Here is a 12326-nt window from a genome sequence, read left to right on the forward strand (position 1 = left end):
TGGTGCTTAGAGCTTCTCGTAGAAGTCACACGCAGAACAGGAGATATAGACGCCGCCGGGAACGTTGCGCTCACGATCCTTTACGCGCTTCACGATGCGCGTGGGCTTGGAGCACTTCGGGCAATCCGTGCTCTTGGAGGTGTCCATCACCTTCTTACGATCTGCAGTCTTGGCAATCTTTGCCATGGTAGCTCCTTCGTCTTCGGGCCAGGCCGCGAAGAAAATCTCTCATCGTTCGCCCCATCGCAGACACGCGAAATCGCTATCTGCTTTTATCCTGCCCCAATCCCGCATTGTGCGTTGGAAAAGGAACCCGCTCGGGCGAGCGATCGTTTCTATCTTACCTCAAGTTGGACTGGAGCTGTTGCTCAGGCTTGTCCTGCTGATCCTTCTTGTCCGGAGGTAACTGGACCAGTGATGGAGAGCCAGGGGCTGTCTGCTGTTCTCCTTCACGCCGCAGCGAAGGAGGAGGCGCCTGTTTGCCGCTTCCCTCTTCATCGGGCTTAGCGTCGCCCAAGGCCACTGTACGGACGGCATCTGGATTGATATAACCTGCCATCTCGTCCTTGTCGTGCACCTCGATCGGCTTGCCCAACTCTGCGATCTTGATCATCACGACACGATCACCCACAAAACGGACAAAGCGGATCGTCTGCGGGGTACGGCCGTAAATCCACTCCTCGTACTTATTACCGCTCGCGTCGTCGATCTTTTCCCGCACCTTCATGACCGGCTGCCCCAGCGCCGCCAGCACCATGCGATGATTCATGCCGACCAGGATGCGATGATCAGCGACCGCAAGCTTAAGCGGCTCCGGCAAGGTATTGGCGTAAGCCTCTTCGCTTGTCTTCACACCAAAGTCAATGACGGGCTCTAACAGGCTCTTGACCTCGGCAGGGGTAAGGTCAGGGATGAATTTTTCGAAGGCGAGCGTGATCCGCGAGCCTGTCGGCTGGTCTTCCGGGGCGACCACATTGTTGTCGTTGAATTGCACATGCGAAAGCCAGCGGTGCTTCTTGAATGGGCCGCCGTCCAGATCAATGATGAGGCGATCCTTCTCGAAATGCAGATTCGTCACGACGACCCGGTCGCCGGCTTGCGCAGAGACGCCCTTCTTATAAAGGGCATCCCGGATAGCATCAGGGTCCGGAGAGAGTGTCCCATTGGCCTGCAGGGTCAATCCCTGACCACCCATCGGCAAAGCCGTGTGGGCGAAGCCCTGCTCCGCTTCAAGCATACGTAGCAAATCTCGCCGGCCTCGTTCTGTCAGAGGCTGAGATGGCAGCTGGACTCTTGTGGGATGAAATTGGGTGACCAGGCCGTCAGTGGCGGTGTTTTTGCCAACGACAAAGACTTGTCCCCGTGCCGCCGGCAGCCAGAGGGCGGCCAGCGAAGCTGCTACCACCCAATACTGAGCCCGCGATGCCATGGAGGTGTCACCTCAAGTTACCAGCATCTTGCGCCTTCCCTGCGGGGCTTGGCAAGTCAGCGTTTTGTCATTTTTCCCCGGATGGGAAATCCTTCTGTTCGGCCGGTCGTGGCGCTATCGGCAGGGGTGTGGAAGCCGGCATGATCTGGACCAGAGCCGCTTGTTTTTGAGCAGCTTCCGCCTCCATGGCGGCATGCTGCGGCGGGGGCGGAGCATCCATTGGGTACCCGCCAGGTACGATCGGATCAAATCCGTATTTCCAATGGAGATCGCGAGTTACCCGGACAACGACGGCAATGCCTGCCAGGAGAACAAATGGGGCCAGCACTGATGCTTCAGGGCCGTAAAGGCCTCCCGTCAGCCAGACTGGAAGACTGGGACGAGCCTGCACTACGGTGGAGAAATCCAACCCACTTACCGGCAGACCGAAGAGCACTCCCATGCTGGCATTCCAGCCGAAGTGCAGTCCCCAGGCCATCCACAGACTGCGTGTCTGCAGATATGCCACCGACAGCATGATGCCCGCAAGCATGGTGACAAAGACCGCCGGCCAGCCTCCGTGGGGGTTGTTCAAATGAACCAGACCAAAGACGGCGGCGAGCAATAAGGTGGCAACCGTCGGGCCAACGGCGTCGCGAAGTCGCTGAAAAGCATAGCCACGGAAGGCAACCTCTTCGACCAGCGCCGCGACCGCGAGCACGATCAGGTTGTTCGCTGTAAGAAGGATGGAGCGGGCACTCCACCAGAAGCTAAGGTCAAGTCTGCCGGAGAGCATAATCGGCAAAACCAGAACCATGATCAGTCCCCATCCTGTAGCCACGCCCATGGCCATCTCTTTGCCATATCCTTCTCGCCGGATAAGCCCCATGGCCCGAATCGGACTTTCCTGCCCATCAAGCGCACGTCCCATTCCCCAGAAGCCGAGCAGCAGCAGAGCCAGCCAGAATGTCCGGAAAAACAGCTCGTGTGCCGAAGTGTCGATATTCGACGTCGCCATCACGGCAATGATCTGAGACGCAAAGACCCAGATGGTGCCAAAGACGAAACGCACGGCTGCACTGCCCCGCGTCTGGCCTCCAAAGAGCCCGCCGGAAGCACGCATACGGTCCTGGGTCTGCAAAGTCATCGTGGGAAATGCAGCTTAGGAGGCTACCTCAAAGAACTGGGCCATGTTGCGGAACTTACCGTAGCGCTGGGCCAGCAAGTCATCAACGCTGAGCGCACGGAGCTGAGCCAGATTGGCTTCCAGGCGGTCATTCAGAATAGAGACCGAATAGGCCGGATCATTCTGTGAGCCACCCTCCGGCTCGGCAACGATCTCATCGACGCAGCCCAGCCGCTGCACATCGTCCGCGGTGTACTTCAACGCCTCAGCGGCCTTCTGCTTTTTAGCGGCATCCTTCCACATGATGGACGCCGCGCCCTCGGGAGAGATCACCGAGTACATCGCGTTCTCAAGCATCAGAACCCGATCGGCGACAGCGAGTGCGAGTGCTCCGCCGGAGCCCCCCTCACCGGTGATGGTGGCGATGATCGGCACGCGCAGGCGAGCCATTTCGATCAGGTTGCGGGCAATGGCCTCCGCCTGGCCACGTTCTTCCGCGCCCAGACCGGGATTGGCGCCTGCCAGATCGATGAAGGTAAAGACCGGCCGGCTAAACTTCTCCGCCAGCTTCATGGCTCGCAACGCCTTGCGGTATCCCTCGGGGTCGGGACTGCCGAATTTGCGCAGCATGCGCTCCTTCAGCGTGCGGCCCTTCAGGTTGCAGATAACCATGACCTCTTCCCCATGAAAACGGGCCATCCCGGCTGCCATGGCGGGGTCATCGCCGAAGGCACGGTCTCCGTGGATCTCGCTGAAGTCGGTAAAGAGTGCCTGGATAAAGTCCATCGGGTATGGGCGCTGGGGATGCCGCGCCATCTCAGTCCTTCGCCAGGCTTCAGATGTCTCGGCCACGGCGGGCTTTGCTGCCTCAAAATCTGCCATCAGGTTCGATTGTATCGAAGCTGGTCGAGCGCAAGCCAGTTATCGCTGCGGAAGTGCAGCAACATGAAAAAGACGAGGAGATAGAGCACCTGCTGGCTGGCCACATCCCACTGCTGATTGGCGGTGGTTCCAGCGGTGAGCATCATCATGAAGATCGATCCGCAGATCAGGGCAAGGCGGGTAAGGACGCCGAAGATCAAAGCCAATCCAAGGGCAGCCTCCGCGAATGGGATGACGTAACCGAGAGCGAGTACCAGGCCATGCGGTAATGGAGCATTCGCAAGATGCTGTGCCGTATGAGCAGCGAAGGCAGCAACGCCGGAGTGGATCCGCGTAAATCCGTGACCGGCGAAATTGATACCGAAGGCGATGCGAAGCAGAGCGTACGCCAACTGGCGGTCGGTAGCCATACTCGTTGGACTGCCTACATCGCCTGCGAGTTTCGTTTCGTCTCCAGAAAGGACGGCGCAACAGGAGGGACATCACTGGAGTCGTTGAGCATCTCCCACCGAACCAGCGAAAACGGTAGATTGCCGTTCAGCCAGACGAAGTCGTGGAACCGCTGGAGATTGAAGCTCTCACCCTGCTTCTGGCGGGCATCGGTCATTAGCCGCTGTATATCGAGCTTGCCGATCTGATAGGTGATCGCCTGTCCTGGTGTGGAGGCAAACATGATGGCCTCGCTGGTCGCTGTGCCGCGATCCATGGGGACGACCTTCGTTAGATAGTCAGCCGCCTCTTCCAGCGTGAACTCACCAAGAGCGAGTTTGACATCAACCTCGACTCGCAACGCCCGCAAGCGCATCATGCCGTAGATGGCCTTTTTCATATGCGGCGAGTCGTCGAAGAGGCCAGCTTCCAGCGCCATCTCCTCGGCATAGAATCCAATGCCCTCATTTGATTCCGAATCGTAGTAGTGTCGGCGGAGCGGATCTGGATGATGCCAGCTCCAGGCCATCTGGAAGTAGTGCCCCGGAGCACCTTCATGCAGCGTTAGCGGCCGGGTATCCCGCCCAGTGATAGCACCCCAGAAGTTGGTCGTCGGCCGCGGCGTTCCCTTGTAGCTGGTGCCGTCTTCATCAAGGCGCGACGGTCCGGTCAGATCGTCGGTCACGCCCATAAAGCTGAGTGCAGCGATGTAGGGAGGAACGGGAAGGTAGTAATAGTGCTTCACCTCGGCAGGATCGGAGAGGACACCATGCGTAACCATGTACTTCCGGATCGCCAGTTCATTCGCCTTCTCCGCATCCATCTGCTTTTCCAGGGCGCCGTAGAACGGAACCTCTGGGACACCGGTGCTCGCAGCTTTGGCCAGAGTCTCAAAGGCTACGGACCTCTCCCACTCCTGGCGGCCCATCCGCAACAGGTCCTCCGGGGTGTACTTCATCAGCGCGACATTGCGGAGGAACCAGATATAGCCTTCCCGACCTACCGCGGTCTTCTCCGGTAACGCGGACTTCCCTCGTCTGGTAACCCATTCGCGATAGTCCACGAGTGCCTTTACCGCGGCAAACTCGGCCTTCTCGAACCTCGGCTTGTTCGCATCAGAGAGGACAGGCAGCAGCCCATCGTGAACCTGCTGCATCTGCTCTTCGATCTCTTTCAGTTCAGAGAGCGTCGCTCGAACATAAGGGGCGCGGATGTCCGTAAGGTTCTTCTTCCCTTCTTCCAGCGTGTAGGGCATGCGTTCCAGGCGGGAGAGAATGATCTCTTCACGCGCAGGAGTGATCGGCGGCTTCGGCAGAAGAGCGGCGTAGACCGAACCGAGACTCTGATCGACGTAGAAGAACGGGTTCTCCTTCCACATCGGAAAGACCGTCAACTCCCAGTGCACTCGCGCGATAGCGGAGCCAAGAAGCCGGTAGTCCACCTGATCGGCGACCGATTCCTGCGCTGCGGAAAGGGCGCGCCACTGTTTCTCAAACGCATCGATCTTCGCCTTGTACTGGGTGACATCGCCTGCCGCCCAATGAACGACAAAAGGTTCCGCACGCTCGATGCGGGGAATGTCATCGTTGGTAAAGGGCTGCTCTGTAGCGCGCCACGTCCAGAATTCTTCGCTCAGGTTACGAAGCTTCGTTTGAAACGTGGAGGTTTGCGTTGCGGCAGGCAACGAAGATGATGCAACTGCAAACAGCGAGAGCAGGAGAAACCGTTTGAGAGGCATGCAGACAAACTAACAGCTTGACGAAGATGGTGGCACGCGAGAAGGTATCTCTGAAGCGACATTCCGGTCGAGCAACCGGCTACACGTTGCTGGTGATCCGCCGCGCTGGATAAACCTGATGACTACGAATCATTAGCTCGGAGGTTTAGAACTTAGGGCGTGACGAATCCGGTTGGCTTCGTCGGAATTTGGGGTATTTCTTTACCCGCCCTGGCGTTGAACGTTCATCCAGACGAACAAAGTTCTTTGCGGTGACACCGAGGATCAGGCACTCGGCAGAATAGACATCGAAGACCGATCTGAGACAACGCCCTGATCGGCTTGTTCAGCAACGTATGCCGATCGCTTTAGTCGATGACGCGGACGGCTCCCTGGCCTACAAGCTCTTCGACATGGTCGATAAAGAGCTTGTCCGCGGCGACAGAAAGTCCCTGTGGTTCCAGGACCGCGCAGAACTGTCCCGGCTCTTCGAGATCGAGCAACACCTTCCCCGGTCCGGGGGTCCCCTGGAAGAGTGCAAGCAGCTTCTCAAGCAGTGCGGCATCCGGATGATGCAAAGGTACCTTCACGCGAAGCGCAGCCGGCAGCTTGATCTTCACGTCTTCCAGCGCCTGGATCGAGGTAATCGAGAGCTTTGGCGCTGAGTCTTCTTCCCCGCGCAGGGAGCCGCGCACGAGCACCGGAACGTCAATCTTCAGCTTCTCGGCTAATTTCTCGTAGTCCTTCGGGAAGGCAATGATGTCGATCTTTCCCGTCTGGTCTTCAAGCGAAGCCGCAGCATACATCTCCCCGGATCGCTTGGACTTGGCCACCTTTAACCCCGTAATTACGCCGGCGATCTGAATCTCATTGGCGCTGTTGTCCTGACCGCGGCGGAAGACCTGCGGCTCTGGCTTCATTTCGCACGCGGTGGCCGTGTCGACCACCTTGAGATTACGCAGCTTCTCGCGATACTTGTCCATCGGGTGACCGGAGACAAAGAAGCCGAGCACCTCTTTCTCGTTCTGCAGACGGGTGTGTTCGTCCCAGTCGGGAACCTTGGGAAGATCATCATCTGCCTTCTTCGTGACATCAGGCTCTGCATCGAAGATGCCGAAGAGGCCGTGCTGTCCCGTCTCGGCATCGCGCTGTGACTTCTGTGCGCGTTCAATTGCCCTATCCAGGGCCGCCATGACGCGAGCACGTGCACCGAAGCTATCCATGGCGCCGGCTTTGAGCAATGACTCCAGTACGCGCTTGTTCATCAAGCGCAAGTCGACCTTCTCACAGAACTCCCAGATCGTGGAGAAGCCCGGCTTCCCTTCCGCCTGCAATGCAGTACGCGCCTGCTGAATGGATTCGATGGCATTGCCGCCGACGTTCTTGATTGCAGCCAGACCAAAACGGATCGCGTCACCGGTCGGTGTGAAGTTCGCCGCAGAGATCTGCACATCCGGCGGCAGCACCGTGATTCCCATTTCACGGCACTCCTGGATGTACTTCACCACGTTCTCCGGCTTGGAGGTTTCCGAGGTCAGAAGCGCAGCCATGAACTCGACCGGATAGTGCGTCTTTAGATAAGCCGTGTGATAGGCCAGCAGGGCATATGCAGCCGAGTGCGACTTATTGAAGCCATATCCGGCGAACTGCTCCATCAGGTCGAAGAGCTGACCTGCCTTATCCTTATTGAACTTCCGCTCCACAGCACCGGTCATGAAGATGCTGCGCTGCTTCGCCATTTCAGCCGGGTCTTTCTTACCCATGGCGCGGCGTAACAGGTCAGCGCCACCGAGCGAGTAACCGCCGATGGCCGAGCTGATCTGCATCACCTGCTCCTGATAGACGATGACACCGAGCGTCTCTTTCAGGATGGGCTCAAGCTCCGGGAACATATATTCGACAGCGCGGCGTCCCCACTTGCGTTCGATGAAGTCATCGATCATTCCACCCTGAATCGGACCGGGGCGGTAGAGCGCGTTGAGAGCGGTAAGGTCTTCTACGGATGTCGGCTTATAACGGCGCAATACATCGCGCATGCCGCCGGATTCAAACTGGAAGACACCGGAGGTCAATGCCCGATGGAAGACCTGTTCGTAGGTCTTTTCATCGTCGAGCGGCACCTTGTCCATTTCGACTTCGACACCCCGATTGGACTTGATCAGTTTCAGACAGTCGTCGATGACGGTGAGTGTCGTCAGACCCAGAAAGTCCATCTTGAGAAGACCCATCTTCTCGACGGCCTTCATGTCGTAGGCGGTGACGATATCGTCGTTCTTGGCGCGTGTGACGGGAACGAGTTCGGTAAGCTTGGTCGGCGCGATCACGACACCGGCGGCGTGTACGCCGGCTCCGCGCACCAGGCCTTCCAGCCTCATCGCCGTATCAATCAGCTCACGGATCTTCGGATCCTCGTAGGCCTGCGCCAGCGGAGGTGAATCCTTGAGTGCCTGTTCGATGGTGATGCCGATGGTTGCCGGAATTAGCTTTGCCACACGATCGACTTCGCCGTACGGCATATCGATGGCGCGACCGACGTCTTTGATTGCGGCTTTAGCGGCCATCGTGTTGAAGGTAATGATCTGCGCTACCTGGTCGCGCCCGTACTTGCGGGTGACGTGCTCGATGACTTCGCCGCGGCGGTTCATGCAGAAGTCGATATCGATATCAGGCATGGAGATACGCTCAGGGTTCAGGAAGCGTTCAAAGAGCAGCTCATTCTGCAGCGGATCGACGTTGGTGATCTCCATGCAGTACGCAACCAGCGAACCGGCAGCGGATCCACGGCCCGGACCGACAGGAATATCGCGTTCGCGTGCGTACTTGATGAAGTCCCATACGATGAGGAAGTAGCCCGGAAATTTCATCTGCTTGATACAGTCGATCTCGCGGTTCAGGCGCTCTTCGTATTCAGCAATGGTCTTACGCAGCAGGCCACGCTCCTGCAGATGGCGGATGGCCGTTTCCTTCCGCTTCTGGAAGCCCTCGCGGCAGACCTGTTCGAAGTAGCTGTCAATCGTATGTCCCTCGGGAACGACAAACTCCGGGAAGGGATTCTTGACCTTATTGAGCTTCACATTGCAACGTTCAACGAACTGCATTGTCCGAGTGCAGACCTCGGGCGCATGCTTGAACAGCCGATGCATCTCTTCCGCGCTCTTGATGTAGAACTCGTTGGTATCAAAGCGGAACCGATTTGGATCGTTGATCGATCCGGCTGTTTGAACGCACAGCAGAATCTCGTGCGCACGACTGTCATCATCGGCCACGTAATGGCTGTCGTTGGTGGCGATCAACGGGATGTTGAGTTCTTTTTCTAGTTTGAAGAGCGCCTCGCAGACAGGCTTGTCCGGTTCGAGACCGTGGTCTTGGATCTCAAGGAAGAAGTTTCCCTTCCCAAACATCTCCTCAAACATGCCGGCAGTGCGCTTGGCCTCTTCGTACTTACCGGCCATCAGATGCTGGTTCAACTCACCGGCAAGACATCCGGAGAAAGCAATCAGACCCTCGGTATGTTTCGACAGAAACTCCTTGCTGACGCGCGGCTTGCGATAGAAGCCGTGCAGAGCTGCTTCGCTGGTAAGGCGGACGAGGTTTCTGTAACCCTCTTCGTTTTCGGCGATCACGAGAAAGTGGTTGTAGCCATCAGCGAGTTCACGATGATCCGCAGTCTTCGACAGATAGAGCTCACAGCCGATGATGGGCTTGATGCCCTTCTTCTCCATGGCGGCCGCGAAGTGCACTGCGCCATAGATATTGCCATGGTCGGTCATGGCGGCGGCCTTCTGCCCTAGTTTGGCCAGATGTGAGGCCAGTTTATCGACGTCACAGGCGCCGTCCAGAAGCGAGTAGTCGGTGTGCAGGTGAAGATGGGTGAACTCGGCTGCCATGTCTTAATTTTAGTGAGCTTTGGCTGGAACCGCAGGATGTTGAAAAGGCGGTACCAAATTTGGCTCCCAGGCGAGCCAGTCGCCGGTTGCTAGTTCCTGGTTGCTAGTTGGCTTTATCGACAAGTCCGATAGAGCTCATGCACCGGCCCCATCCATTACATCGCGACGGGTCGGAGTTCGAGCGAAGCTCGAATCCGGTGGAAGCCGTGGGCTTTTAGCCCACGGGCATTGGCCTCACCAAAAAAAGGGCTTTAGTCTTAGGCCTTCTGCTAACGGACAAAGAAGGCCCAGGGCTAAACCCCATCTATTTTTGTGCTTCAATCAGCGGGCTGAAGCCCGCTGCTCCCACCGATTTTAGATATGCCCTGAACGTCTCAGATTCATTGAACTTGTCGATACACCCTGGTTCCTGGTTGCTAGATGACATCGTCCAAGCTTCGGAACCTTATACCCTTCCAAAACGATAACCAGTGCCTTAGAAAGTGGAGTTACTGTGGCAGGAACTTTGACTTCGGGAAGCCCTTGCGGCGGAGCGTCCAGCAGTACTGCGCTTCATTGAACTCGAAGAGCGCTTCACGCCACCAGCCGTATTCGGCAGGCTTGGCCGAACCGTCCGTCTTCCATGCCAACGGGAAGTGTGACAGGATCATGCCCGCGCGCGGCAGATGGCTCTTTGAGCTGACCACCTCCGCCGAGTGCCAGCCGTGCTGCTGCATGATCTCATTCGAGTAGTAGATGTTCTGAACCGTATTCTGAGCCTTGTTCTCTTCAATGACGGCAGATTCCGGAACGCCTTGCTGCTCCGCATAAACAGCCATTGAGTGGGCCTCGACGAACTTGTTGTGCGCGGCTCCTCCGGTCATGATGATGACCGGAGCGACGCCTGCCTTCCATTGCCTGACGCCTTCGAGCACACGTTCTCTCTGCTCCGGTGAAGGTGTTCCATCGTCCTTCGAAGGCGTGCCGAGCACAACGATAGCGTCAAACTTGGCTTGCTGCGTGTTGGAGTTTGGCAAAGTCCAGTGAGCGACCTCCAGACCTCCCACGATGACGACGGCAAGTAATAACAGCACCAACCCGATCCACTTCAGCGTTCGCATCAGCTCTCTCGCTTCTTACACAGGTTCTGCAACTTCGGCTTCGCCGATCATCTGCTCGGCATTCTTACGACTGGCTTCCGTGATCGTGGCGCCACTCAGCATGCGGGCAATTTCGTCCACGCGCTCTTCCCTGGTCGTCTCCCTTACGCCAGTGCGAGTCTTGCCTGCCTTTACCGTCTTCTCGATCACAAGGTGGGTATCGGCGAAAGCTGCAATCTGTGGCAAATGCGTAATGCAGAGCACCTGCTGGCCTTTGCTGAGCTGCTTGAGCTTGCGTCCCACCGCTTCGGCAGCGCGTCCACCAATGCCGATATCGATCTCGTCAAAGATCAGTGTGCGCGGTAGAGGCATCTTTTTGCGCAGCTTACTCACGCCGTCCTCCACCGACACCTTCAGCGCCAGCATTACACGCGACATCTCGCCGCCGGAGGCGATCTCTGTCAATGGAGCGAGAGGCGCACCGACATTGGTCGCGATGAGAAACGAAATATTGTCCCAGCCATGTGCGGTCCACGCGCCCTCGTCTTCCTCCCACGTGACCTTTACTTCGAAGCGAACCTTCATGGCCAGGTCGTTGATCTGCTTTTCAGCGACCTTTTCCAGACGTGCGGCAGCGCTCTTGCGTTCAGCCGTCAGCCGGCCTGCCGCGAGGCGATATTCCAATGCTGCGGCCTCCAACTGCTTCCGTATCTGCTTGACGAGCTCATCCCGGTTTTCAATCTCACCCAACTTGCGGGTAACTTCCTCCCCGTGTGCGATGACTTCGGCCAGCGTGCGACCGTACTTACGTTTCAGCCGATCGAGCAAAGCGAGACGGTCTTCAATCTCCTCCAGACGCTGCGGAGACGCATTGATCCCATCGGCATAATCCCGTACCAAAGCTCCTACATCTTCGACGGATGCCTTAGCGCCAGCGAGCTGCTGCACCGAATCGGCGAACCTGACATCGAACCGCGCGAGTTCCTCAACCTGGCGAAGCGCCGCTCCGAGCTTGGAAGCAGCGGCCCCTTCTCCCTCGTACAGCAGATCAAGAGCGGTCATGGCGCAGGAGTAAAGCTTTTCCGAATTTGCCAGAACACGCTTTTCGGTCTCGAGAGCGGTGTCCTCGTCAGGGCTGGTGAGACCGGCGTCCTCGATCTCTTTCGCCTGAAAACTCCAAAGGTCGGCCGATCGCAGGCGGTCCTGCTCATCTCCTTCCAGCTCGCGAAGGCGCGAACTGGCCTCATTCCATGTCGCATAAGCAGCGCTTACGTCAGAGAATACGGACCCTCCCTCACCTAGATATCGGTCCAGAAGCCCGCGTTGCTGTGCCTGGTCGAAGGCCGCCAGCGTGTCGCTCTGGGCATGGATCAGGGCGAGCTCGGGCGCAAGTTGCCGCAGTACGGCGACGGTCGCGGGCTGGTTGTTCACCCAGACGCGCCCCTTGCCGTTCAGGGCAATCTCGCGGCGAAGCAGAATCTCGTCAGATTCGATGTCGATTCCGTTTTCCTCAAGAAGCGCCTCGGCCCCGGGGGTGGCCTCAAAGACGCAGCTCACCACGGCCTTTTCTGCCCCGTGGCGAACGACGTCACTGGACGCTTTACCGCCCATCAGCAGCGCAAGAGCATCAATCAGAATGGACTTACCGGCGCCGGTTTCGCCGGTCAGGAGATTCAGGCCGGGACCGAATCCGGCCACGGCGTGGTCCATTACGGCATAGTTTTCGGCTCGTAATTCCAACAGCATGGCAGCCTGAGCATAACAAACGCGTGCACCAAACTGGGAACCTCACCCAACT

Annotated in this window: 9 protein-coding genes; all 9 read right to left on the reverse strand. The window is 57.7% G+C overall.

Annotated features, from left to right (window positions below):
- Positions 1 to 6: 6 nt before the first annotated feature.
- The 9 genes from OHL21_RS12670 to recN all read right to left on the reverse strand — a co-directional run bounded on the left by OHL21_RS12670 (position 7) and on the right by recN (position 12274).
- Positions 7 to 186: an Rcat domain-containing protein gene (locus tag OHL21_RS12670; protein ID WP_147648351.1), complete on the reverse strand. Its 180-nt coding sequence runs from the start codon at positions 184 to 186 to the stop codon at positions 7 to 9.
- A gap of 154 nt (positions 187 to 340) precedes the next feature.
- Positions 341 to 1429, reverse strand: a complete 1089-nt coding sequence (locus OHL21_RS12675; protein ID WP_263417641.1) for a DUF2845 domain-containing protein — start codon at positions 1427 to 1429, stop codon at positions 341 to 343.
- Between the two features lie 67 nt (positions 1430 to 1496).
- Positions 1497 to 2555 carry a CPBP family intramembrane glutamic endopeptidase gene (locus tag OHL21_RS12680; RefSeq protein ID WP_263417642.1) on the reverse strand — a complete coding sequence of 353 codons (1059 nt, stop codon included), beginning with the start codon at positions 2553 to 2555 and terminating at the stop codon, positions 1497 to 1499.
- A gap of 15 nt (positions 2556 to 2570) precedes the next feature.
- Positions 2571 to 3416, reverse strand: coding sequence for an acetyl-CoA carboxylase carboxyltransferase subunit alpha (locus OHL21_RS12685; RefSeq protein ID WP_263417643.1), 846 nt, complete (start codon positions 3414 to 3416; stop codon positions 2571 to 2573).
- On the reverse strand, positions 3416 to 3826 hold the full coding sequence (locus tag OHL21_RS12690) for a DoxX family protein (RefSeq protein WP_263417644.1): 411 nt from the start codon (positions 3824 to 3826) through the stop codon (positions 3416 to 3418). Before OHL21_RS12690 ends, OHL21_RS12685 begins: the two co-directional genes overlap by 1 nt.
- Before the next feature lie 14 nt (positions 3827 to 3840).
- Complete coding sequence (locus OHL21_RS12695) at positions 3841 to 5583, reverse strand: DUF885 domain-containing protein (protein WP_263417645.1); 1743 nt, start codon at positions 5581 to 5583, stop codon at positions 3841 to 3843.
- A gap of 347 nt (positions 5584 to 5930) precedes the next feature.
- Positions 5931 to 9449, reverse strand: coding sequence for a DNA polymerase III subunit alpha (dnaE, locus tag OHL21_RS12700; RefSeq protein WP_263417646.1), 3519 nt, complete (start codon positions 9447 to 9449; stop codon positions 5931 to 5933).
- A 488-nt stretch (positions 9450 to 9937) separates the two neighbouring features.
- On the reverse strand, positions 9938 to 10549 hold the full coding sequence (locus tag OHL21_RS12705; RefSeq protein ID WP_263417647.1) for a YdcF family protein: 612 nt from the start codon (positions 10547 to 10549) through the stop codon (positions 9938 to 9940).
- Between the two features lie 15 nt (positions 10550 to 10564).
- The gene (gene recN, locus OHL21_RS12710; RefSeq protein WP_263417648.1) at positions 10565 to 12274 is read right to left on the reverse strand and encodes a DNA repair protein RecN; all 1710 of its coding nucleotides are present in this window, start codon (positions 12272 to 12274) and stop codon (positions 10565 to 10567) included.
- Between the last annotated feature and the right edge of the window lie 52 nt (positions 12275 to 12326).

It is taken from the genome of Terriglobus albidus, assembly GCF_025685425.1.
Lineage (GTDB): Bacteria > Acidobacteriota > Terriglobia > Terriglobales > Acidobacteriaceae > Terriglobus > Terriglobus albidus.

Bases quoted from the DNA above. Each gene is read 5' to 3' on its own strand.
- OHL21_RS12670 (WP_147648351.1), bottom strand. From the start codon at position 186: ATGGCAAAGATTGCCAAGACTGCAGATCGTAAGAAGGTGATGGACACC.
- OHL21_RS12675 (WP_263417641.1), bottom strand. From the start codon at position 1,429: ATGGCATCGCGGGCTCAGTATTGGGTGGTAGCAGCTTCGCTGGCCGCC.
- OHL21_RS12680 (WP_263417642.1), bottom strand. From the start codon at position 2,555: ATGACTTTGCAGACCCAGGACCGTATGCGTGCTTCCGGCGGGCTCTTT.
- OHL21_RS12685 (WP_263417643.1), bottom strand. From the start codon at position 3,416: ATGGCAGATTTTGAGGCAGCAAAGCCCGCCGTGGCCGAGACATCTGAA.
- OHL21_RS12690 (WP_263417644.1), bottom strand. From the start codon at position 3,826: ATGGCTACCGACCGCCAGTTGGCGTACGCTCTGCTTCGCATCGCCTTC.
- OHL21_RS12695 (WP_263417645.1), bottom strand. From the start codon at position 5,583: ATGCCTCTCAAACGGTTTCTCCTGCTCTCGCTGTTTGCAGTTGCATCA.
- dnaE (WP_263417646.1), bottom strand. From the start codon at position 9,449: ATGGCAGCCGAGTTCACCCATCTTCACCTGCACACCGACTACTCGCTT.
- OHL21_RS12705 (WP_263417647.1), bottom strand. From the start codon at position 10,549: ATGCGAACGCTGAAGTGGATCGGGTTGGTGCTGTTATTACTTGCCGTC.
- recN (WP_263417648.1), bottom strand. From the start codon at position 12,274: ATGCTGTTGGAATTACGAGCCGAAAACTATGCCGTAATGGACCACGCC.